General features: G+C 44.2%; 16 protein-coding genes. 3 read left to right on the top strand and 13 right to left on the bottom strand.

Annotated features, from left to right (window positions below):
• Nucleotides 1-169: 169 nt before the first annotated feature.
• The 3 genes from F1C16_RS01220 (at nucleotide 170) to F1C16_RS01210 (ending at nucleotide 5,524) form a co-directional block, all read left to right on the top strand.
• A complete protein-coding gene (locus F1C16_RS01220) occupies nucleotides 170-2,632 on the top strand; it encodes a hypothetical protein (protein WP_185282579.1) in 2,463 nt (820 codons plus the stop codon).
• Between the two features lie 315 nt (nucleotides 2,633-2,947).
• A complete protein-coding gene (locus F1C16_RS01215; protein ID WP_185282578.1) occupies nucleotides 2,948-3,910 on the top strand; it encodes a hypothetical protein in 963 nt (320 codons plus the stop codon).
• A 63-nt stretch (nucleotides 3,911-3,973) separates the two neighbouring features.
• The gene (locus F1C16_RS01210) at nucleotides 3,974-5,524 is read left to right on the top strand and encodes a hypothetical protein (protein ID WP_185282577.1); all 1,551 of its coding nucleotides are present in this window, start codon (nucleotides 3,974-3,976) and stop codon (nucleotides 5,522-5,524) included.
• A 26-nt stretch (nucleotides 5,525-5,550) separates the two neighbouring features.
• Here the strand turns inward: F1C16_RS01210 and F1C16_RS01205 are convergent, their stop codons facing one another.
• The 13 genes from F1C16_RS01205 to F1C16_RS01145 all read right to left on the bottom strand — a co-directional run bounded on the left by F1C16_RS01205 (nucleotide 5,551) and on the right by F1C16_RS01145 (nucleotide 23,970).
• Nucleotides 5,551-6,678 carry a glycosyltransferase gene (locus tag F1C16_RS01205; protein ID WP_219733380.1) on the bottom strand — a complete coding sequence of 376 codons (1,128 nt, stop codon included), beginning with the start codon at nucleotides 6,676-6,678 and terminating at the stop codon, nucleotides 5,551-5,553.
• Nucleotides 6,679-6,961: 283 nt separating this feature from the next.
• Nucleotides 6,962-8,140 carry a glycosyltransferase family 2 protein gene (locus F1C16_RS01200; RefSeq protein ID WP_185282575.1) on the bottom strand — a complete coding sequence of 393 codons (1,179 nt, stop codon included), beginning with the start codon at nucleotides 8,138-8,140 and terminating at the stop codon, nucleotides 6,962-6,964.
• Nucleotides 8,141-8,214: 74 nt separating this feature from the next.
• Entirely contained in the window at nucleotides 8,215-9,363 is a 1,149-nt protein-coding gene (locus F1C16_RS01195) for a glycosyltransferase family 4 protein (RefSeq protein WP_185282574.1), read from the bottom strand.
• A 118-nt stretch (nucleotides 9,364-9,481) separates the two neighbouring features.
• A complete protein-coding gene (locus tag F1C16_RS01190; protein WP_185282573.1) occupies nucleotides 9,482-10,690 on the bottom strand; it encodes a glycosyltransferase in 1,209 nt (402 codons plus the stop codon).
• Complete coding sequence (locus tag F1C16_RS01185) at nucleotides 10,691-11,605, bottom strand: glycosyltransferase family 2 protein (RefSeq protein ID WP_185282572.1); 915 nt, start codon at nucleotides 11,603-11,605, stop codon at nucleotides 10,691-10,693. It abuts the gene before it with no gap.
• Nucleotides 11,598-13,046, bottom strand: coding sequence for an O-antigen ligase (locus tag F1C16_RS01180; protein WP_185282571.1), 1,449 nt, complete (start codon nucleotides 13,044-13,046; stop codon nucleotides 11,598-11,600). The genes F1C16_RS01185 and F1C16_RS01180 overlap by 8 nt, the downstream gene beginning before the upstream one ends.
• A gap of 21 nt (nucleotides 13,047-13,067) precedes the next feature.
• Nucleotides 13,068-15,194 (bottom strand): hypothetical protein, encoded by a 2,127-nt coding sequence (locus F1C16_RS01175; protein ID WP_185282570.1) that lies wholly within the window; start codon nucleotides 15,192-15,194, stop codon nucleotides 13,068-13,070.
• Nucleotides 15,191-15,802 (bottom strand): TolC family protein, encoded by a 612-nt coding sequence (locus tag F1C16_RS01170; RefSeq protein WP_185282569.1) that lies wholly within the window; start codon nucleotides 15,800-15,802, stop codon nucleotides 15,191-15,193. The genes F1C16_RS01175 and F1C16_RS01170 overlap by 4 nt, the downstream gene beginning before the upstream one ends.
• A 131-nt stretch (nucleotides 15,803-15,933) precedes the next feature.
• Nucleotides 15,934-16,821: a sugar transferase gene (locus F1C16_RS01165; protein WP_185282568.1), complete on the bottom strand. Its 888-nt coding sequence runs from the start codon at nucleotides 16,819-16,821 to the stop codon at nucleotides 15,934-15,936.
• A gap of 104 nt (nucleotides 16,822-16,925) precedes the next feature.
• A complete protein-coding gene (locus tag F1C16_RS01160; RefSeq protein WP_185282567.1) occupies nucleotides 16,926-17,303 on the bottom strand; it encodes a response regulator transcription factor in 378 nt (125 codons plus the stop codon).
• 162 nt (nucleotides 17,304-17,465) lie between these two features.
• Entirely contained in the window at nucleotides 17,466-19,496 is a 2,031-nt protein-coding gene (locus F1C16_RS01155; RefSeq protein ID WP_185282566.1) for an ATP-binding protein, read from the bottom strand.
• Nucleotides 19,497-19,827: 331 nt separating this feature from the next.
• Nucleotides 19,828-22,251, bottom strand: a complete 2,424-nt coding sequence (locus F1C16_RS01150; protein WP_185282565.1) for a PA14 domain-containing protein — start codon at nucleotides 22,249-22,251, stop codon at nucleotides 19,828-19,830.
• A 663-nt stretch (nucleotides 22,252-22,914) separates the two neighbouring features.
• The gene (locus F1C16_RS01145) at nucleotides 22,915-23,970 is read right to left on the bottom strand and encodes a glycosyltransferase (protein ID WP_185282564.1); all 1,056 of its coding nucleotides are present in this window, start codon (nucleotides 23,968-23,970) and stop codon (nucleotides 22,915-22,917) included.
• Nucleotides 23,971-23,975 lie beyond the last annotated feature (5 nt).

Raw genomic sequence — 23,975 nt, 5'->3', positions numbered from 1 at the left:
AGTGCCCGATTTCTCTACTTTACCCTGGCCTAGTTTACTGGGAGGAGGTCACTATCGACCTATGCTTACCTTCGTTTACAATCAAGCTGTTTAGAAAGCCGTCAGGCGGTCATGCTGAACTTGTCGCCTTTCTAAACAGCTTCAATAATATCATCACCACCCAAGCCTTATGCATATAACTATTCCCTTATTTCGTAAAGGCCTTGTAGCTATAACGGTTATTATCCTTTTTTTAGTAAGCTGGTATTATACGGTCCGTAATGCACACGCGCCTTTATTGGACGGCACTGAAGACGCCGGCCCTACTTTTTCTGTTCCCGCTGGAACGCGCCTAACTGGCCATATTCCCTACGATACTAATTGGGCTTATCAACCAGATGCTTCGGATAATAACTTTATAGCTTGGTTCGATGGGGTACCCACGCCCGATGCTCCTGATACTCCAACTTCGTACAACACAAAAAATCAGATTGACCCGGCTGTTACCTATCTCACATTTCCCAAGAAGCTGGATGTGCGACTAACTAAAATCCGGTTTTACGACGGAGCCGGCTCATCTAAAGTACCACTCCGGGTGAGCTTGCTGCTCACCGACGGCTCTGAAGTGACAGACGTTGCTCAATTCTTTGGGCAGGCATACGATCAGTGGATTGACGTATATACCGTACCGACAACGCAGCAACGGGTGAAAGCTGTTATTTTACGCACTTCCTTGAATAGCAACATGGTAGCTGCAGGTGCGTATCCTACAGAAATTGAGTTTACGGGCACTTATACATCCTACGTTACGCCAAAAGCCAATCTGACGCATCGAGTACCATTGCGTAATATGCTTGGCTCTAATACTTTCCCCTGGAATAATAGCGGCGGAAAACCAGAAGGCAGCCCAGAAATTCCGACTATGCTGGCCAAGTACAACTACATGGCTTGGAATCGAGCCTACGACGACTGGCCACTTTTTGAGCAGAAAGAAGGAGACTATCGCTATGCGCCCACTTACACTGGCGGTTGGAATCAGGATCTTGGGTTTGCACGGCTTAAGGCCAAGGGTGTGCAAACAATTCAGTGCCTAAAAGATATTCCTAAGTGGCTGATAGACCGCTTGCCTACGTCGGTTGGGGAAGATGGACACCTCGACGCCGCTCGCTCGGACCGCCGTGTGGAATCGGCTCACCACAAGTATCGAGGCAACTTGGTTGAATATGTTAGTCGGGTGGCTTTCCCTACTTCCGGCAATTCGGCTACACTCAGCTACCTACGTGCCGATGGCGCCCGTACGCCGCTTTTTCCCTACACTGCTGATGAGCCGACCTATTTTATTGATAAGGAAACGCAATTAGTATACCGCTGGACAGGCACCACCTATACGCTGCTCACCCGCAATGTACCCGGCGTGTATTTCTCCGTTTATACGGCCGCAGATGCTGTTCCTGAACACCCCACAGGCCAACTGCGCACCAAATTCAATGAAACCCTTACTGCCGACCGTCAGAAACCCAGTACCTACGTCGAGTTTGCACGACTAGCCTTCCAGAGCGCTGCCCGCTATGGCACTAACAAACAGCTCGACCCGCACCTGCTACACACCCCCGACAAGCAGATGGGACTTAATCTGCTGGCTGGCATAGAGGCTGGTAACGAGTTGAACGCAGGTTGGAATGGCCGCCGTCGCTACACCAGTCCTTTTGAGATGGCAGCGTTACTGTCAGCTTTCTACGACGGACACCATAATACACTAGGACCAGGCGTAGGCGTCAAAAACGCCGACCCAAATATGCCCGTGTTCATGGGCGGTATCGTCAGTGTCAATCCGCGTGTTATCCGAGCAATGATTGATTGGTGTGCTCAGAATCGGGGCTACCGCCCAGACGGGAGCGTTGATATTTGCTGGGATGTTATCAAGTTTCATCAATACACCAACTCACACGGACTGGAGCAGCACCAATCGGGTACTCGGTACGGAATGCCGGCTGATATGGTTCCTCTGGCACCGAGGCGGATAAAGCGTATGAAAGACGTCAGTTACGAGTATTTGGGTCGTTCGTTACCAGTGCATATTGGTGAGTTGGGATATGATATCGGCCCTACAGGCCAACAGGCCGCACTCATCACGGACATATTTGGGCGTGTACAGCATACACGCCGCCAATCGCAAGCCGATTGGGCCGTGCGGGATATGCTATGTTACAACCGCGCCGGCGCAGATGGGCTCCAGTTCTACCTGCTCCAAGACCCTGCTCCTGTAGCCAACCCTGACGCTTCGTCTAATCTATATATGTCTAGCGGCTTTTTCCAGCGTGGCGATCAACAGCCAGCCGATATGCCTCGCTTGGCAGGTTGGTATACGCAACAGTTTATCGAAAAATTCGGCGATTACGCTGTAACCAGCATCCTGAGCGAAGATCCACTAGTGTATAAGCTCACACATGGCAAGCATACGGCTTACGCACTTGTCATTCCTGATATGGTAGGGCGTACTGGCAGCTACACTCTACGGTTACCCGGTGTCAGTAACGCCACGTTGTGTACGCTGCAACCTACTGGCACTAGGTTACACGAACAACACCTCCGTATTGTGGACACCCTTAGAGTGTGCGTAAGCGAAACCCCTTGCTTTATTACAGTACCGTAACAATACAATCTCGCCATAGCAGCTTGAACAGCTTGCGCCAACTTAATTTTAAACGCTTAACAATAAGCGTTTTGTTAGTACACACCTATCTACTATTCGTGAAGAGTAGGCATGCTCCTTCAAAACTTATAAATTAATCCACGTATAAGCTTATTTCTTCCTTTTAAAACACATGTAAACACTTACTTTTGTGTAACTACATAGTCAAGTAGGTTAGTCATTCCACTACTATATTCTTACAAAGGATAGTATGCTGTATTGGGGTAATTTAAACATTCAAATCTTTAGAGTCCAACATTCTGGTTATATAGCTGTATGAAAAATCTAGTACTTTTATCATATGGAAATATGATAGAACATAGACGAGCAATAGGAGCTGTTATGAGCTTCTGGGCTTGGTACAGTGGGAATAAAGAAGAAGTCAGAACGATCATCTATACCGATAATCCCGACTACTTCAGATCAATCGCACAAGATTTACCTTTAGAATATGTGCTTCTTACTTTGCCAATTCTAGATGCTATGCTAAACGGAGGAAACTATATCCACCGCCGCAAAATCGCAATCATAGACGAAACGTATAAAAAGTACCCGTTAGAAGAAGTCTTATTTATAGATTCAGACACCTTCTTCATAGCTGATCCTAAAGAATGGTTTAATAGTTTCAAAGAAGGCAAAAGCTTCATGCACGTGGCAGAGTTTTCTTTCGAAAAAGCGGTACAGCATTTTGCTTCTTTTCAACAAGAGATATACCCTATTTCTTTTATTAATCTGATTGAGAGCAAGAAATTCTATATAGATGATATCGAAGAACAATTACATAGAAATCAACTTAGCTGGAACTCAGGAGTATTAGGTTTACCAAGCAACATAGCCAAGTATATGAAAGATATATTTGCGCTAAGCGATGAGTTTTATGAAAAAACATCTTGGCGAATTAGTGAACAGCTTGCTTTTTCTTTAGTATTACAACTGAAGACAGAGGTGCATCCGAGTAATCAATATGTATATCATTATTGGAACCCAAGGCAAAAGGCAATAATGGACAGTATCTTAACATTATTATTTAATAAAGGACTTACTGATCAAAGTCAGAACAGATTCTTTAGAAGAATACGATTATCTACTAAAAAGTGGAAAGAATATATTGAATTAAATAATGCAAAATATGAAATATCTAACTCATTTAATAGTAAATATTATTTAAGAGGGTGTAAATATATTGTTCACACGACACTTAAAGGATTACTATATTATAGATTCAACTTATACATATAAATAATTTCATCAGATATACTAATTTTACTCAAAATACAAACAATCAAAAAATAAATGTTATCCGTGTTAAAGAGTAAGTTTAATTTCGAACTAGTTTTTATTTTCCTACTTTGCTTACATACAGCGTTAATACTAAGCATTGACTTATTTCCATTTGCAGATGTACCAAGTCACTTAGCAGAAGGAGTCATTTTTAAACATTATGGCAGTGACACCAATCTATTTAACAAATATTATACGATTCATTACCTATTTTATCCCAACACTTTTCATTTATTATTTTTTTCTCTTCCCATTTTTCCTAATGTAGAGATTGCTAACAAGCTATTACATCTACTTACGGCAGTAGGTTTGCCTATACTAGTGTTTTTTATTCTAAAAGAATTGCGGGCAAACAAATGGTTTGCTATTGTTTCTTTTATTCTGATTTATGGCTATAACTTAACCTTCGGCTTTACCGGGAATGCGGTAGCTAACGACATTGTTTTATTGATTCTACTGTTATGGTTAAGAACAATCAATAGAAATAGTAATCATGCTATTTATATGGTTAGTATTTCTATTTTACTAATCATTGTCTATTTCCTTCATGCAATGGTAGCTCTATTCTCTATGTTGATGATGGCATCCTTTTTATTTTACAAATACAGAAACAGTTCAATAAAATTAATTTTAAATAGTCTATCATTACTCCCTCTAATTAGTCTTATATTATACTGGTGGTTTTTTTTACAAAAGCAGGCTGAGACCAGCACACAGTACAACAAGCAAGAATCTACTTTTGCTTTTCTAAAGTCTTACTATCAATACAGCTTTTTGCAAACGTATACCAAGAGGGTTAGTTTTTTAATAGCCGATAATTTCCAGTTATTTGATGGAAAACTTGGAAAAGTAGTAGCTTTCACGTTGTCTTGCGTCATCTTTGCACCTTTTATTATCTTTATTTATAATTATTTTAAAAAAAATATAACCATAACACATTTTCGATTTCTTAATGAAAGTGCCATCTATCTTATATTATTCTTCGCTGTAAATTGTATCTGTTTTTTCTTATTACCAGCTAAAATACCAGGACAAGAGCCTCTATATGAGCGCTTCTCTACTATGCTTCTTCTTTCAATTATTCTGATGGGAAGTAAATTACCTATACTCTATCGAGTTTCTTTTTCTTATGTAATTATAACTTTAGCTTTTATTCATCTAACCTTATGGGCACAATATTTCTTTCAATTTAATCAGGAAAATAAATATTTTGAGCAAATTCTACCTCAAGACAATACCAAGATCTTATCCTATATGAACTATGACCCTGCTTATAGAGGCAGAATGGTATATGACCATTTTCAAAATTATTTTATTGTAAAGAAACAAGGGATTTCTACTAGCAAAGTAATAGACTATAGGTTCGGGATGGTAAGGCGAAAAAATAGTGGTGGACTACCTCATCAGGGTCATATGTATTATCGTGACAGTCCGAGAGAACTTCTTTTAAAATCGGATTATATCCTTGTTAGAGGAATTATTCCACCTAGAGATCAGCGTTTACTGGATTCGATGAATACGTTCGTTAATGTTAGAAACATATATAATTGGCACCTTCTAAAAAGGAAATAAAGTACTAGGTATAATTATCTCATATTTTATTTTGCTAATACTTCATCAACGTGTTTAACAAACAGTTTTACCACGTTTTCCCAACTAAATTTTTGAACAAACTGTATTCTATCTGCCTTTTTCTGTAAAGACTCTTCTTGTAGAGCTTGTTCTATTTTTTGTAAATATTCTTCTTTATTGGTGGCCAAGTATGTGTAATTACTAAATTCCTCCGTCATCGTATTAGTAGTGGTGGCAACGACGGGTTTACCTAATGCTAGATATTCCAGGATCTTTAATGGAAAATTGCTACGGGTAATATCGTTCAGTACCTGCGGATTGATGCAAACATCAAAGTGCTGGATGTACGCATGAACTTCCTGCGTATGTTTTCTTCCTAAGAAAAACACATTAGGCATTTTGTGCAAATCGCTTTGCGCAAAGTCTTCGTCTTCCCAACCTATTAGCACAAAGCTCCACCCTGGACGCTCTTGCGCCAATTCCCGTAATAAGTCCAAGTCTAACCGTAATGTGATGAGGGCTCCTACATAGCCAATGCGCGGCCCAGCGATAGTAGCTAGGTCAGCGGGGACAGCAGTGGCCGAATCGCTAGTAAACTGCTTAGCAGCAAAGCCATTACCTATATAGAAGCTGTTGGCATTATAACGGCGTGCATTGGTTGTAAAGTCTAGTGAATTACAGAAAATCGCGTCAGCTTTTGTCATCAGTCGGGGTTCCAGCACTTGGCCATGCCGCCGCCAATACGGCATTCCTATAGTATAATCCCGGTCCAGATAAATATATTTTAAAGGTTGCAGAAATTCCTTCAAATAGAAGCTGCGAAAAATATCTTTATCATTTACTAAGATAAACTCTTCAAATCCCAGCTCCTTTAGAGCTGGCTTGATATCATTAGCCAACCGGCGGTTATTGAGCTTAATTAACCAGGAAAATAGGTTAGTTGAGCGTATCCAATTGAAAGAGTCTAGCCGTCGTAGTGGATAAAGTACCCACAAGTTGGGTGCAAGTTTTTGCAGGGGATCTGCTTGCGTTTTGATTACCTGCAGATGATCTGTTATACCCGAATCGGAAGAGGGAAAGAAATATTCCTTACGATCGAGAGGAGAATTAACATAGAGTACTTTATGATGCTGTCGAGCCAGCTCCTTAGCCAAACTTGTAGAAGTTGATTCCCGATTGGTATTTATACGTTGTAGACTAACAAAGACAAAATTCATTTCAAACAGAAAAAGAGTTAAAAGCTAAAAGTCTTTACTAATTATCTTGCATTCAAATAATTATGCAAAATAACGATATTATACCTTATAATTTAAAGCTCTTCACTTTACCACCTGTGTATCAATATATTCAACTCTCAAAGCAGTTCTAGTTCTAAGTGTAGAACTAGAACTAAGCCTCGCTCATATTTCATAATGGCTGCGAGCATGCATAGACTACTTATTTACTTACCGTAACCGACTCATGCGTCACGCGCTGCGCTTTATCCCATGCAGCAGGCTGGTTGTTACGAATGAATCGCCAGAAGCCTTGAAATACAGCTATATTCATTAGCGTAAAATAGAGAGGTACTAGTAGGGGCCCGGCGGCCTGGTTATGAGTAGCCCGCCACCATCCCAATGCTGCCAACCCATAGAATAGGATCTGTAAGCCAAGCAACACGGTATATAGCCATCCATGCGACAAGCTCAGCACCACGTTGAGAGGGAGCAATAAGGCAAGCAAAGCTGGTGTAAGACTCCAACGCAACACTCTATGAGAAAAATACAGAAATGATACTACTGGCTGCCGCAATGGGTTGAGCAGAGGTAATAGGCGACTCATTGCCTGCCATCCCCCCGCACAAATACGAACTTTGCGCTTCATTTCGTCACGTAGCGAGAAAGATGGCGGCTCCATTGCATAGGCCTGCGGCTCATACACTACCCGATATCCTGCGTGTACGATACGCATGGACTGTACAAAATCATCTAGGATGGTATCTGCCTCCAAAGGCTGAAAAAGGGAAGTTCGAAACGATACTAACTCACCTGCAGCTCCCATTAGACTGCGAATATCAGAGTCACAGCGCTTTAGAAAAGACTCATACTGCCAATATAGTCCCTCCCCGGCTCCGGATGTGCTCCCGTCAGACAACACCTGCTTTTCGCCTGACACAGCACCTACTGTCGGATCGGCATAGTGGCGCAGCAGGTAACGTACGGCTTGCGGGTTTAAAACCGTATTACAATCAGTAAAGATGACGTATGGAGTAGTGACATGCCGCATTGCTCTGTTCTCTGCCATCGATTTGCCAGCCCGCTTTGGTAGGTGCAAATGGATTACATCAGGATATGCAGCTAAAACCTGACCTGAGTTATCGGTTGAACCATCAGTGATAAATAGTAGACGCAGCTTCTCGGCAGGATAATCGAGTGCTTGGCAATTGCGCACTTTTGCGTCCAAAATATCTGCCTCATTGTATGCAGGCACAATTAGCGTTACTTCAGGTTCAAACTTCTCCGCAACTGTATTTTTTGTACGGCGCGCTATTTTGGCCCACAGCCACACAACAATAGCATAGCCGGCGTAAGTGTAAAATACAATAGTTAAAAACAGCCAGAATAAAAGAAGAAGCATAATGGCGAGTAAGGTGGACAACAGAAGAAAGGCAATACTGACTAGAGCATCACCTGTGGCACGGGCAGCAATATTCAGTATACATTCCTAGTAGGTAGAGATAACGGTAGCACGCGCTCGTAGAGTTGCTCCACTTGACGCGTCATGGTGACAGCGTTAAACTCCATTTGAACCGTCTGGCGTGCCTCCCTACCCAATTCACGGCGCAACGTTTCATCTCCAATTAACTTGGTCAACGCTTCCGCCAACTTTTCTGGGGACCGAGCTGGGATCAACAACCCATTGATGGTATCTTGGATGACCTCCCGTGTACCGTCAATAGCCGTCGCAACGACGGCTTTCCCCATTGCCATAGCTTCGAGCAGCCCCAACGACAGCCCTTCCCACAGCGAGGGTAGGCAATAGATATCCAGCGCTCGCAAGAAATCGGGGATATCCTGCCGGGCTGCTAGAAATACAACACGTGACCCCAACTGTAACTCCTGTGCCAACTGCACGGCGGCAGCTTTTAGGTCACCATCGCCTACCAATAGAAAAGTAGCTGGTATATCGGCTGGCAGCAATGCAATAGCGCGTAGCAGCGTGAATGGGTCTTTTTGCACCGTAATACGCGCAATATAGCCAATCAACACTCGGTTGGCTGGTAAACCCAATTCTGCCCGGATGTCGGTGAAACTACGGGCTGGGTCATATTTAGTTAAGTCTACCCCGTTTTTAATCACTACGGCCCTCCTCATATCACTGAAGGCTAAACCGTCTTGATAGTTACTTTCTGATACGCATACTGTCACACTAGCCTGCTTGAGCAATAGCTTTTCCCCAAGCTGTCGAATACGCAATACCAGCGGTTGTTGATCGACATGAAACGACCAGCCATGCACGGTGTAAATAATAGGTAGCCCTAATCGCTTAGCTGCCCAGAATGTATTGGATCCCGCACGGGTACCATGGGCATGCACAATATCAATTCGCTCTTGCTTAAGCAATTGCTTTACCTGCTGCCATTTCAGAAAATTAAATGGCTTTTCGGTTTCTATGACGTGGGTGGTGATGCCCATTGCTCGCAGCCGATCCACCATTGGTCCCGGCGTGAACGATAGTACGATAGGCTCATATCGGTTTTTATCTAACAGCCGCACTACATCCAGCACATGCGTTTCACCTCCGCCGATAGCTCCCTGTCGGATGCTTTCCAGCACTCTGATTTTTCGTTGTGTAACCATACGGCAATTATGTTAAGCTGGCTACCGGCGTGGTTTGGCTTGTAAGCCGCTACGCAGGCCAATCAGTAGGCTAATGAGTGCCGGCAAAAAGATGATTTCCCAAGGCATAAATGGTCCTTTATTTTAGGGAGGAGGAAGCTGCCGAATCTACCTGCCGGGCCACATGCGGGGTAGGCATAAAAGACGTTTTTGCCTTTCTAATTTGCAGCAAAGCTAGCACCATAGCGCTCAAGGCTACCGGCAAGTGTAGCACTGCTCTTCCCACCTGACGAGTATACAGACGTTTTGGTAGAGCCAGAAGTAGTGCAAGAGCTGTACCTAGCAAAAGCATCAGCCAGAAGTCTGGGCCTGGACCTACCCGCCACAGTAGCGACAGCATTAGCAGAAAACCAAGTATACCGAGTAGCAACACCCGTGGCAGGAGCATGGATTGCAGAATCTTATCCACAAAATCTATGTTTCCCTGGCGCAGTTGTCGTAACCCCTCCCCAAAGTACTTCACTAAGAATTCTTGTTGCGTTGCTAACCAGCGTGTACGCTGCGTTGCAAACACCTTAGCGTTAGGAATTTTTTCGTCATATACGTACGCGGACGGTAGATAAGCTATTTTCTTCTTGTCTCGTAAAACACTGAAATCTAACTCTTTGTCCTCACCAGGAGTATCACCAATATCTTGAAGCAATTGTTTTAGGTACTCGTAATCGAATGCCATACCCGAACCAATGAGAGACGACGACATTCCCAGGTTAGCATGCCCCCTCCGGAAAATATGATTGTTGATTTCTTCATTGCAGGCATCCAGCACGGCAAAAGGAGAATCTAGGTTTTTTGCTGTTCGATGTCCTTGGACTACTCGGTAACCGGCTGCGAAAGCGGCATCTACTTGCGTCAGGAATCCCGGAGCCATTACGTTATCTACGTCCAATATTACGGCCACGTCGTATGCCCCAGCAGGCAATTCAGTTAAGGCAGAAAATAGCGCTTTGCCTTTAGTGCTTTTCTCAAAAAATACTTCCACAACGTTAATTTGCTGCGCACGCAAAGTTTGCACAGTCGCCAGTTGCAGGCCATCAGCAATAACACATACATCTGCAACACCAGCATACGCGTGCTTCCTAGCGGCAGGAGCAGTCTCCGCAATAATCGTATCAGCTCGGTAGGCAGGTAATAATACGCACATACGCCGTTTGCTTCCCCCACTTGATGGTACAGCCGGTGAAGAGCGATGACCAGCTAATGCAAAAAACAGGAGATACAATACATTGAGTAGCAGATATGCTCCAACCAATTGCAGAAGTATCGATATTAGTGACGTTACAATGCTCATTTAAGCGGATAGAAAACGATTTTGATGTACATTCTGGCCTTGCAGATGCCAGCCAATACCGCTCCATACTGCCTTCAGATGATTAAATTCACCTCGTAGCAGATGTACTACACTTTGCTTAGGGGCGGCGGCTAGCAGAAAAAACAAAATTCCACTCCACCGCTGTAATCCAGTGAAATTGCGACGGATAAAGAGAAGACGGTTTCGGTGCATATAATAAGTTCTTAGCACTGAACCTTGTCCAACAGAGGCTGATTCTTTATGATAAACGGTAGAGCCACCGACATAATAACATTGATAACCAGCGCGTTTTACCATCTCACACCAGTCTAATTCTTCATAATACAAAAAGTATAATTCGGGCATTAAGCCAATTTTGAATACTACTTGTAAAGGCACTAGCATGGCAGCGCCATGTGCTAATTTTGTGGGATAGGTAGTATTATATTGTCCGTTGTCTTTCTGCTGACTGCCGATAGAGAAATTTCGTCCAGTCCAAGGATTTATATTACTGCTGCCTGCATACTGGATTGTATTATTGGAGTTATAGTAGACAAGCTTAGGTGAAACCATGCCTATAGCGGCATCCGCTTCCAGCAGATCGACCATCGGTTCCAGGAAGTTCGGCTCTACTTCAGTGTCGTTGTTGAGGAAAAGGATATACTTTCCTTTAGCAGCGCAGATACCTAAATTATTACCACCTGCAAAGCCTAGATTAGCGGACGAACGGATGAGTTGCACTGTGGGAAACTGCTCAGCAATTGCGGTAGGCGCTTCTGTTGGAGATGCATTATCCACTACAATTACTTCTGTATTTGGATACGTGATCCTCTCCAATGACGCCAGCATAGCGCAAGTTATCTGCGCTTGGTTGTAGTTAACAGAAATAATAGAAACTAGAGGCTTATTACTCATCACGCATTGTTCTTAATTGTGGAGTATCAAGTGTTGGCCCCATAAAAATGAATACCCAGGATATGTAGATTATCATAGCGGAAGGCATTTGATTAATAATCTCATTACTGTATGTACAGATCAGAATACCTCCGTAGCCCGCGGTTAAGGCAAGCAGCTTTTGTCGTAAGTCAGGATCTTTCAATCGCCAGACAATCCCCATACACTTACCTAAGATAAAGAGCGTTATCCCAAACCATAGCAGAAAGCCGACGATACCATACTCCGCCCATATTTTGACAAAATAACTATCCGGAGGAATTCGGGATAGAAACTTATTTGGATTATACTTTATCCCCCACGCCCCAATAACCCCTACTCCTCCGCCTAAAGGCCGAGTAGCGAGATAATCGCGCAGAATGGCTTGGTTGTTCAACCTCACCAGCAACGAAGGATCTTCAGGATTAAGAGCAGAGCGCAGGCGGAAAATGTCGGGGTTAGAGTTCCCAATGGTGGTATACTTCATCACCCAAAAAACCCCGCCAGCTATCAAGCAGCCTAACAGCAGAATCTTAATTTGCTTGCTTAGTGCTAAGTAGATGAATACGCCTACAATGAGTACGAAGAAAGCCCCTCGGGTACCCGATATCAGCATACCATAAAGGAGTATTGCACTACTAATTATTAGCAACAGCCGCTTCTTCCAGGAGTAAGGGCCTAGTGCCATAATGAGGCAGATTAGGGCAATATGCGCTTGAGAAGCACCAAATTGTGCAGCATCACTGTAATACGAAAATACACGTAGCCGTCCCCACAGTACATGCGTCCGTGCTGCCCCTTGATCCAGCCAATATTGCTCCATCACATCTACTCCAAATAGCTTTTGCTTGATACCATAGAGAGTTCCTAGTACCGAAAACCCAACTAACAGATAAAGAAAAGTGGATAAGTCCCGCTTCCGTGCGAACAATAAATAACCCAGAGGTACTGTTAGCACCCACAGGAGCGTGGTGCTACGCATTTCATAAAACCACCCCGTAATGCTGGCGCCCGCTGGGTTACCTAGTTCCAGCACATTGATGACAAACCAGATTAGCGAGAGTAAGCACAAGTCATTACGAATACGCTTACTCTGGAATATATCAGTGCGGTGAAATAGGACAGCTAGCCAAGTAATGATCAGAATACTTTCCATCCCCAGCCCCACCGGAATGGTAATGATGTGCCGGCTTAGGTAATTGTTTAGAAAGCAGTAGATAATAAAGCTAATGAAGCCGATCCGTGGGTAGTAAAATACCAGCACCAGGAAAAACACTAGGAAAGGCACTGCTATCAGCAGCCCCGGTACTAATACTCCCATCTTGCTCGTCAGCCAGCCTAGGCATAACGCTCCTGCAAGCAGTACGGGCAGGAGCCAGCGCGAATGCAGCAATGTAGCAGCAGGTGGAGGAGCGAACTTCATAAGTAAGCAGGCAGCTCAGCGTTAGCTTAGGCTTTCTTCAGTCTGGTATAACTCTACGCCGGACAGTACCACTTCTACCGGGGCATTAGTAGCAGACCGTAGGCGTTCTACTATTTGGTGATCGGTAGGGCGCCACGTACGCGTGGCTGGTACGGTTAGAAAGATCAGATTTAACTGCCGCAACACGCCTACTGGCAAAGCGTCACCTAGCAAGGCAGGAAACTCAATCAGTACCACTTGCACGTTCGGCTGGCTGATTTCGGTCATGCGTTTGGGCACAGCATTCTGAATCAACTTGTCCAGTTGCCAGCCTTGCACGGCTGCCATCGCGGAGGGGTAAAATAGCGACGGGGCTTCCAGCGTCTCATCTATATCCTCACGGTCAGGGTACAAAGCAAGCGTCTGCACGCCCATTTCATGGCATCGCTGAGCCAAAGCCTGGCACAGTGTAGTTTTGCCCTCCTGCCGCTGTACACTAAATACACCCACCACAAATGGAACCGGAGCGGGCGGCGTATTAGCTTTAAGCAAAATCTGATGCACTAGTTGATCGAGACTACGCTGCTGAGAAGCTATAAACTGCTGGGTTGCAAGAGCATGCGTATCTAACATCACCCCTGCTACCGGTAAGCCAATCCGACGGGACGCTATCAATGGATTTCTTAAGGATTTATCCATCAGCCCCAGCCCTAATACTAGGCCAACTACAAATACGAAGCCGCCTAATGTGCTCAGTAGCAATAACAACACCAACAGATTCGTTTTGGGCGTCACTGGCAAATTTGGTGGGTCAATTACTTTGAGGCTGCCAGCAAACTGCGTATTTTTCTGTGAGGCTTTACTAGCATTCAGGCTGGCCAGTACAGCAAGATAATTCTGCTCAGCTAAGCTAATTTTACGTTGGATTCCCTTGAGTGTAGCCCCAAGCGGCGCCATGCGTCGGTACTCTTTCTCAAACTCATTTTGTCGCTGAGTCAGCACATTCAGCTTAGCTCGATTAGTTTCCACCAATATCATCGTCTGCAACCACTCTGCGAGCAAGTTAGCATTCGGAATACCCTCGGCCGTATTCGCCTGATCGTTATACTGATTGACGTTGCTTAGAATAGCCTGCGACGTTTTATCTATCTCGGCCTGCAGTTCTTTAGCTTTAGCATTATTAGCTTCTTTTTGTGTATTAAACAATTGTTGATCAGCCAATGCCGCGTTCAACTTGCTCAGCTTCTGGCGCTGTTCTAGTACGCGGCTGCTGCTGAGCAGCGCAGCCTGTTTATTACCCAGCTTCTGGTTTATGGCCTGTAGCACTGCTTGTGCTCCTTCGTACTCCTGCCTCACAGTAGTGAGTGTGGCATTCAAAGCGTCTTTATCAATGGCAATGTTTCTCGACTGTTCATCATAGTTAATGATGTTGTTATCTTGGTTGAAAGCTAAGTTTTCCCGCTCTGCCGCCGTTAGCCGGTTTTTTGCGCTGTCTAATTCTGCCTCATAATAAGCTACCACCGAACTAGTTTGCCCCTCCCGCAGTCCCCGCGACTGCTGCAAAAACACCTGTGTTACGAGGTTCAAGGTTTGGCGACAGATAGCCGGATTGATATTTTCGTATTCTAGCCGAAGTAGGTCGCTCGTTCCAATCCGCGACACTGTCAGCGTCGCAAGAGCTTTGAGAGAATACGTTGGGTCATTGGAATTTAACAGCCAATACAGCGCATTGGTATTGTTGGCTTGGGCATAGCGACGTACGTTTTGTAATGTAGCAGATGGTGTAGCCCCCAATAGCTCTTTTCGCATGTCTTCCGACACATTTTCCCGTAAACTATTATATTCTGGCGCAGCCTGTAGAGCAGGCTGTTGGCTAGTCTGCCACAAATGGTCAGCTAGCAGCCGATAAGCGACTTCCTCCCCTGTAGAACGGGCTTTGATCAGGTTGATCAGGTTATCGAAGGCGTTGCTAGTTGTGTTGAAATTAGCTTCCGCATTGCCTGTTAGAGAGTAGCCGGAGGCAATACCAGTGTAGAGGGTCGTATCGGAGCTATAAGTTTTGGGTAAGTGGCGCGCAAAGAAATATGTGGAGATTCCAAAAACAAGGGGAACCAGTATTAGCAGCAGCCATTTGCGCTTTAGTAATTGGAGGGCATCAGAAAAACTCATCGGGCTGTTGTCATCAGAGTTGAAATTTTAGTTCCTACTACTTCCTCTAGTAGCATAAAGGATGTATTGTACTGGTTGAGGGCAGTTTCCTGCGCAATGGCAGCTCCCGTCAAACCAGCGCTAGCCACCGAAAGCTCGGCTAATGGCAGTTGTCCTTGCCGGAACTGGCGTTCTGATAGTTGATAATTAGTTTTCACAGTCACATAAGCTTCCTGTTGCAATGTGAGCAGCTTTTTGGCCAGTAGTACATTTTGGTAGAGCTGAATTATTTGTTGGCGAATCGCATCGATTTGCCCTTGTCGCGTTAACTCTGCCTGCTGGTAAGCCATTTGCTCCCGCTTAATCAGGTTGCCGCGGCTGATAATTCGTGTTAGCGGGAATCCTACAGTAGCGCCAGCGAAATAGCGTGTGGAAGTAATGGTGCGCACCTGAGTAGGATTAGCGGGGTCATAGACTCCACCATTGAGAACGTTTCCGTAGCCGTAATTGCCTCCCAGTGTCACGCTTCCCAAAATTTCTTCCTTGGCAATCTGAATATCTTGCTCCTTAATAGTTTTGTCTAGCTCTACTACCTTCACCTGCTTTGAATGCTGGCCGGCTGCTTCCATCAGCCGGGGTAGGGCAATAGCTGGCGACTCAAAAAAAATAGTTTGCCAATCCTCGGTCGGAGGCGCGGTAGTCTGGCCAAGTGCCGACGACAAAGGAAGCACTAGTACCAGAAAGCCGAATATTTTTTTCATTATACGCTTTCTTGTTGAAATAGAGCTGGTATCGTTTTCAAGACAATCTGGATATCCTTTTTAAGAGAGTAGTGCTTCGCGTATTCTACATCCAGCAACTTGCGTTCTTCTGCCGACATTGTCTTGCTGCCACGCTTGCTCACCTGCCACAAGCCTGTGATGCCGGCGGGTGCGATGAATCGAGCCGCAAATTGGTCGGTGGTCAGCCTTTCGGCTTCATACAGCGGCAATGGCCGGTTACCAACCACAGACATATCTCCACACAAAACATTAAAAAACTGGGGCAGCTCGTCGATGCTAGTGTTGCGAATGATTTTACCGATGCGCGTAATGCGTGGATCGTTCGCTATTTTGATGAATGTAGCATCCACCTTATTTTTTTGGACTGACCGGTGTTGGCGTTCACAAATTTGGCGCCCTTGATGATCAATTAATTGTTGTTGGCAAGCTGTACCAGCCAACTGACATGCGGCACATACATCAGAAAACACAGTTTCTTGTTGCTCCGGCGCTGCTTGGTACTGATTTAGGTTCTGCATGGAAGTTAATAGCTGATCAGCATCTTGCCGCATCGAGCGAAACTTCCAAAATTTGAAGATCCGGTATCCTGTGCCTACTCGATAGGAGTAGTAAAAGACTGGGCCTCTTGATTCCAGCTTGATTAGTAACGCTATTAAAAGAAACAGCGGTGCTAGGCATACAAGAACAATGAAGGCGAATATTGCGTCGAAAATCCGTTTGGATACAGGAAACCGTATAGAATATAGTGGTTGACCTGACTTATCGGCAGCAATAGTTGGAGGGTAGCCTGGCAGTTGAGAAAAATCAGGGCGTGGCTCACGCTCCGTAGCTTCTCGAAACCGTAAGTCTGTGATGCTGGCATTCATAGAGCGCTATTTTAAAATTTAGTTTCATGCAGTGGCGCATTAGGAAGTCAGGCGGGATTAGAAAAGGCAGACAGTAGGGCGGAAAGTTGAGATGTTAGTGGTGGCTATAATTTGATCCTTGCCAATAGCTTTTGGATTCTCAAATCAAGTTCCTCAGGATTGAAGGGCTTAACTACGTAATCGTCAGCTCCTTGTTTTAGACACTTGATTTTATGACTAGTTTCATCCTTACCTGATAGTATAATAAGAGGTGTATGCTTATGTGCGGGAATAGAGCGAACTTGTTTTATAAAGTCTAACCCGTCCATGATTGGCATTGCATAGTCAGCGACAATAGCATCTGGACGATGATCCTGCTTTAGCCATGTAATGGCTTCCAATCCATTTGGATACACCACCACGTTAAAAGAGGGGCCGAAGTAATACTTCAAAATGAGACAGATAGAGGGCTCATCATCAACGATAAGCAGATTTTTTTTCATGGTTGATGCAAAAGGGCCTGGATAGCATTGCACTTTAGAGGCTGCAATATATAATTAATATTATTAAGATTTAAATGTGATATAAATATAATACTAATTATCAAGAATTCACCCAATAGTAATATCATTTTGATGATACAAATAGTAACATACCCATATTCGTTAAGACAATCTTCCTAATTCCTCTTGAAAGAGAACAGAAAGCAACTCAGTAGTTTCTGCTACTGCTTTGACAAGCGGCATGAGTTCCGCTTTAGACGTTTCCTTATCAGCGAGGGTTTCCAATTTTCTCAAGTATTCAGTTTCCGGCTCAATCTGTAGGTTGCCAAAAATAGTTTTCAACATATGTGCTTCATGGCCTATCATCGGCCTGTTATTTTGCTCTACTGCCTCTTGCAAAGCATACACTTGTCCTGGCACCTTGCTGATGAACAGTTCCAACAGCTTGCGAACAAATACTGGGTCGATTGCGAGCTTCCCTAGCATATTTAGATTATAGTGCCGTCTGGAAGTCATTGTATGTAAATCAGTTGGCGCTACCTCTGCAACCATAAGTGGCCCACGCTGATTTACCCGCACTAGCAACTCATACAGGGCCGCTTCAGAGAAAGGCTTGAGTAGATAATCATTAAATCCTTGGGCTTGGTAGGAGTTGGCGTTGATCTGAAGGACGTCAGCAGTGAGGGCGATGATGAGAGTATGCTGGTTGGGATTACTGTTCGCTCTCAGAAGGGCAGTGGCCGCTAGACCATCCTGTTGAGGCATTTGAATATCCATCAAAATTATATCATACTCACGCAACTGGGCCTTAGCTACCGCTTCCTCACCGTTCTGTGCCATATCCACTTGCACCTGCCACTCACCCAGCATTGACACCGCAATTAGCTGATTAATGGGATTGTCCTCGACCAATAAGATAGTAAGGCCCTGTAACATATCTATTGATTGAGCCGCGACTGGCTCACTTGCTTTTAGCTTCTCCCCTACTACATAAGGAATCGTGAAGTAAAAGCAGCTTCCTTGCCCAAGCTCACTACGCACACCTATTTTACCGCCTTGTAACTCAATCAGGTTTCTGCAAATACTAAGCCCTAGCCCTGCGCCACCATATAGGCGCGGAATGCTGCTGTCAGCCTGTTGAAAACTATCAAAAATATAGTCTAGGCTACTGGATTTGATGCCGATGCCTGTATCTGTGACACTAAATGTGACAGGTAGTACCTCACCAATTTGCTCGCCAGCCTCCAGGGTAATTGTAATAGTGCCTTGGTGAGTGAATTTAATAGCGTTGTTGATCAAGTTTACCAGAACCTGATGCAAGCGGTGGGGGTCGCCTTGCAATGGGGGTAGGAGTGAGATGGGCTCATCAACTCGCAGTTGCAGGCCTTTCTCGGCAATATTCGCGGCAAACGAACGTGCTGTATTCTGTACTGTTTTAAGTACATCGAATGAAATAGTTTCTAGATGGACCTTTCCCAGTTCCATTCTGGCAAAGTCCAATACATCATCAATAACGACGAGTAAATTTTTGGTGCTGAACTCAATTAATTCCACGTAGTCAGCTTGTTCAGCTGATAGAGAAGATTTATTGAGCAATTCGACTAACCCCATTACTCCATGGAGGGGCGTACGAATTTCATGGCTCAGCTTAGCAATAAACTCTTGCTTAGTCTGCACCAGAGCCTCGATTGCCTGTTGCGCGCGTTTTAGCTCCGTAATATCGGCGGAGCATGTGAGTAGGCAGCGGGCACCATTATTACGTACCAATAAGCTCTTGGTAGTGTGGTGCCAAATAGTTGTTCCATTCTGGAGAAGGTAGTTCTCTTCTGAGGTCAATACGCTCCCACTCACCGGCCAATTGGCAGAAAAATTAACGATAGAAGCGAATGGAACCTGTTGAGCATCGGCGGAACTTGGGCCCAAACTCAGGAACTGTTTATAACGCTGGTTAGCCAGTAGACACTGTCCTCTTTCGTCCTCTACATAGATAATGTATGGACTGCTGTCAATAATTTGACGAACCAATTCCTCTTCATATGGAATGTCCTGTTCTACAGTCTCAAAAGGTAAACTCGTCGGTACTAAGGCATGAGCCACTACCTTACTTTCTAGCTGTGCCTGCAACCGCAGAACCTCTGCTTCGGCAATTCCCCGCCGCCGTCGCTCAAGCGCTAATTCTTCTTCTAAGCTCATGAGAGAGGGTAAATCAAAAATTCATCACGTATAGAAAACAGCAATTTCTCTCAGGAGGCCGACTATACTAGCTTTATTAAACATGCTTCGCGACTACGAGAAGCATGGATCAAATATAATCCACCGCCTTTTAGATCTAGTAAGTGACTTAGCTTATATAAACGAAATGGCGGGGTAAGCACGTAGCGACCGAAGATCGATGGGCTATTACGAAACCTATCGATCTTCAGTCGCTATGTGCTTACCCCGCCATTTCGTTTTCTAGATAGCGTGGTGGCCGCATAATTATTTAGGAAACCATATCTCGAAAGTTTTAGCCATTTATTGTGCCTTATTCACCGGCGTAGCTTACCTTCTGACTTACTACCTCCGTTCCAGTCACCAAACGCACTATATATAGCCCGTTACTCAAGCCCACAGATTCCATCGAAACGCTATTCTGAACGCCAGCCTCCACCTGCCCATCAAATAGCGAACGGATTTGTTGACCAGTCAGGTTGTAAAGTGCTAATGTAACTTGACTTCGTTGCTGGACACTGAATTGCACAGTAGCTTGCTTACTGAAAGGATTAGGATAAATGTTCAGATTAGTAGCAGGTGCGCTATTATCAATAGTATCATTTAGCGTGGCTGATGCTACGGTTGCCGTTGCCGTTAGCTGACTGCTGGTAACTGGTACAAAGGGAATCAGCACTGAGCCCGAAATAGGCTGCTGACGGGAGCCATCGGGCCGCTGCCAAGCTACAGCAACAAAGCCTGTTCCCCACGACTGCTTATGCAATACTTCTACGTAGTAGCGCCGCCCGGTTTGCAGCTGTATCGGTGCCGACTTCTGCTCCGAAGAGCGGTACCAGTCGTATGCTGAGGCGCGCCAGCCCGTGCTGCTGGCAATCCGCACTTTGTGTGCGGGGTCATCGTCGGAGCTGAGGAAAAGGTCAGCAGCATCATCACCAGTCACCCAGAATGTGTAGGCCCCATTTTGCGGCGGACAAATATAGCCGCGCAGGCGGGCGCCGTGATTATTGCCATACTGATTGGAGGCCGCAAACGATGTAAGCTGGCTGCTGCTATTAGGAAGCTTAGTAACAGGGATATCTGCCGTAGTAGCTCCCTTTACATTGTTCCACTGCTCGCGAAGAAGCGTACCGGTGTTATCACAGCCACTTGAGGCTACTGGAGGAGCTGGTGCTACAACCTGCGACGCGGCGTCTTCTACGAAGAATGCGGGAGTACCACTTAACGTAATTTCCTGCGCTTGCTGGATAGAGCTAGCGTTTGTGGAGGAGAAGTTCCATTCATAACGTTTCACTGTCTTTAGTCCCAAGGCCGCCGGAAAAGAGTAGGTAACCTTAGCATACTCTGATTTATCAGTCAGCGCCTTGGCCCACAGCACGTACACGTAGCTATTATCTTTACGAAAAGCTGCTCCATTGGCACTGGCGGGTAGCGTTAAGGCAGCTGTACGTGCGGCATCGTAGGAAAAACCATACAGTAATTTGGACGTAGTAGCAAACCCCTGCCCTAATTGCGTAGTCCTCTGCTGACCTGGGGCATCTCGCTTCAGGTTTTCGTAAAAGCCCATCAAGTCTAGCGCGTCACCACGCGATACGGATATGCTGGCCGCTGGAGTGTTTATAGACTCGCCCAAATGATAGAAGTATAACTGTCTAATTCTATTTTTCTGGGCTTGCACCAACATCTTTATTCCAAAGTTGCGCTGCATCTCGTCCGTGCTTATCCGGTCGTCAGAGGTGCGGCGACTTACATTGGTTTCCGTCATAATTATATGCTTGGCTGGATACTTAGTGCCATTATAACCATATCGATTCAGCACATCAACCATCGCTTGCTCTTCCTGAATTACTCGTTCAGCAGCGTAGTCTGAAGTCCGGAAGTAACGAAACCCGCCAATACTGTTATCCCACTTGTGCAACGAATAAGCCGGATAGGTGTGGAAGCTCACAGCATCTAAATACGCCCCGCCGGTATTGGGATACTGCGCCGTTATGGACCCACCATTAGGGTTGTCGGAGTAACGTAATAACGCGTCCAGAAATTGCGGGTAGCCAATGCCACCAGTAGTCACGTAGGCATCGGGGCGGTACTTCTTTACCACCTCATAGCTAATGCGCAGCATTCGGATATAGTAATAGAAAGGAGCCCGCAAGTTGGGCAATTCCGCCGGCGACGGCGCACGGCTCAACCATACATCCTTGTTACCTATGAAGGTGTAGTCAGGCTCGTTTACTATTTCCCAGAAACGCACCTTATCACCGTATGTTTGCAACAGCTGGTACATATAATAAGCATAATAGTTATTGGGATTCACGCTGCCATTGCTAGTCCAAATAGGCTCATACAGATTTGCAAACACCTTTGATGGGCCACTACTACCCAAGTAAGTAGTCTTATCAAGGTGGGCTGCCGATGGCTCTCCTATGAAGCAGGTAATCTCCTTCATCCCAAGTTCGTCTGTGTAAACCTTGAAGGTATTGGCTCGAATGCCAAAGCCGTATTTCTCTACGAAATAGTCGGGTAAAGTTGGGCGTACGGAACGCACCCCTAACGTTTGGGCCGCAGTTGCCAAACCTTCGTCGTCCCAACCATTGCCATAGTAGCCAAGGTTGATACCATACTGGAAAGCCTCTCCATAAGGCCGGACGTAAGAATTCGCATTCCGCGTGGGTGCTTGACTGTAGCTATATGGAGCAGCGATGCCAACAATCAACAACAGGAGTGAAATGAGACGTCTCAAAAAAATGGTATTTTTTTGTGAATGAAAAAATTATTGAAAAATTACAATTTGAACTATATTCAAAAGAATATAGATTTACTTAGATAATACTAGACTAAAAGATGCAATAAAGAGCAAATACCAACAAATTTTGCAACTATACATCTTGAGTCCTATGAGCAAATATAGAAGTATGTTTGCACATTTCTCATACTAGCTAAATTCAATTTTGACGACTTATAGAAATTTATCTCTGCTCGCGTAAGGATTGCCCCCCTTTACAGCCTGTATTTAGACATCAACTTTTCCGCTCATTTCCTATTTAAAAAAGCAAGTAGAGATGTAAAAGTTGACGATCGAATGGAGCTATTGAGCGGCAAAAAATGGCGTTACACAGCTTCTAGTTGATGTGTATACAGAAGTAAGGGCAAAATAAAAGTCCGTTGCGCGGCATATGCCGGTGCAACGGACTACATATAATTTCCACTCATTATCGGTTGCTGAATACAGCAAACTCAAACTGTCATTTTAAGTAAGAAATGACAAAATTTTATAACTTACTGTTATTCTGACAGTTTAAATATCAGCACGTTTCCAACATTAAATTGTATTGCATGCGCACTATTTCAGTCTCAATAATTTCTTTTTGTAATATCCAATGCAGTGCCGCATAATATGCAACGCTTATAAGAAAAGCGACTTATAGAAAGCAACAGTGTTATGTGCAATAATTTTTGGCTCAAATGCAATAAGATTAGGCTTGCCTTCTAATCTAGTAGTAACGTCTCTCATACAATTCATTAAATGATCCGCAGAAAGCGCACCCTTATACAATTTAATCCACTCGGTCCCTACTACAGTACTTAACTCCTCTAGGGCCCCTGAATCAGAAGCTAATGTTGGGCGATTAAAGCTAAGGTTAAGGAAAATAGACCCAGAATTAAATACTTTATCATACGGTGTAACTACTAAATCAGCGCAGTTAAAATAAGTTTGCAACTCTTCATCTTTTATGAATGAATCATACAATACTATATTCTTGTTAACTTCTATATCATTAAGTACCCCTATCATATCTTTATGTACCTTCCCTGCTATAAGTAGTAAGGTATTTGTGTTATCCATTTTATTATAAGCCTCAATGAGTCCTGTTACATTTTTGTAAGGTCTTATCTGCCCTAAGAACAGGAAAACAAACTTATCTTCAGGTATTTCTAGCTTCTTTCTCGCTTGTAATTTAGTAATAGTGTTATTGTAATACTCTTTGTAATGTGGATGTGCTAAATGGACATACCGTTGATTCGCCTGATTACTGCTCATCTCCTTTATAATATACAACCCAGGCTTATTAAGGCTAATAAATCCATCCGTTTGCCTATACATAAAATTCGCAAGACTTTTCTGAAGATCGGGAAAATTACCTTCATGTGCTTCTAAGTTATGAACAGTCCACACTACTTTTACTCCTCGCATTTTTATATATTTAATAAATAGAAACAGAATATTCATTCTAATATTTGCTTTACGCTCATTATTTCCGAATAATACATAAGTAGGCCAATGTATATGAAATACTTTATAATTAACATTTAAAATATACTTAATCACGCTTTTCAATGAAAAAACAAAATCATACACTACACAATTTTCTTCTTCAATACTTTTGTAAAGTATATAGTTATAAGGATTGTCTTTTTTTGTAGAGAAGCCGGGCCAAGCTAAAATTCCAAATTTGCTCATGTGGG

Source organism: Hymenobacter sp. NBH84, from assembly GCF_014217645.1.
Classification (GTDB): Bacteria; Bacteroidota; Bacteroidia; order Cytophagales; family Hymenobacteraceae; genus Hymenobacter; species Hymenobacter profundi.
Note: the sequence above shows the minus strand (reverse complement) of the source record. Positions and strands in the feature narration are given on the sequence as shown.

Bases quoted from the DNA above. Each gene is read 5' to 3' on its own strand.
- F1C16_RS01195 (WP_185282574.1), bottom strand. From the start codon at position 9,363: ATGGTTACACAACGAAAAATCAGAGTGCTGGAAAGCATCCGACAGGGA.
- F1C16_RS01155 (WP_185282566.1), bottom strand. From the start codon at position 19,496: ATGAGCTTAGAAGAAGAATTAGCGCTTGAGCGACGGCGGCGGGGAATT.
- F1C16_RS01160 (WP_185282567.1), bottom strand. From the start codon at position 17,303: ATGAAAAAAAATCTGCTTATCGTTGATGATGAGCCCTCTATCTGTCTC.
- F1C16_RS01165 (WP_185282568.1), bottom strand. From the start codon at position 16,821: ATGAATGCCAGCATCACAGACTTACGGTTTCGAGAAGCTACGGAGCGT.
- F1C16_RS01175 (WP_185282570.1), bottom strand. From the start codon at position 15,194: ATGAGTTTTTCTGATGCCCTCCAATTACTAAAGCGCAAATGGCTGCTG.
- F1C16_RS01145 (WP_185282564.1), bottom strand. From the start codon at position 23,970: ATGAGCAAATTTGGAATTTTAGCTTGGCCCGGCTTCTCTACAAAAAAA.
- F1C16_RS01200 (WP_185282575.1), bottom strand. From the start codon at position 8,140: ATGCTTCTTCTTTTATTCTGGCTGTTTTTAACTATTGTATTTTACACT.
- F1C16_RS01185 (WP_185282572.1), bottom strand. From the start codon at position 11,605: ATGAGTAATAAGCCTCTAGTTTCTATTATTTCTGTTAACTACAACCAA.
- F1C16_RS01190 (WP_185282573.1), bottom strand. From the start codon at position 10,690: ATGAGCATTGTAACGTCACTAATATCGATACTTCTGCAATTGGTTGGA.
- F1C16_RS01220 (WP_185282579.1), top strand. From the start codon at position 170: ATGCATATAACTATTCCCTTATTTCGTAAAGGCCTTGTAGCTATAACG.
- F1C16_RS01180 (WP_185282571.1), bottom strand. From the start codon at position 13,046: ATGAAGTTCGCTCCTCCACCTGCTGCTACATTGCTGCATTCGCGCTGG.
- F1C16_RS01170 (WP_185282569.1), bottom strand. From the start codon at position 15,802: ATGGAAGCAGCCGGCCAGCATTCAAAGCAGGTGAAGGTAGTAGAGCTA.
- F1C16_RS01215 (WP_185282578.1), top strand. From the start codon at position 2,948: ATGAAAAATCTAGTACTTTTATCATATGGAAATATGATAGAACATAGA.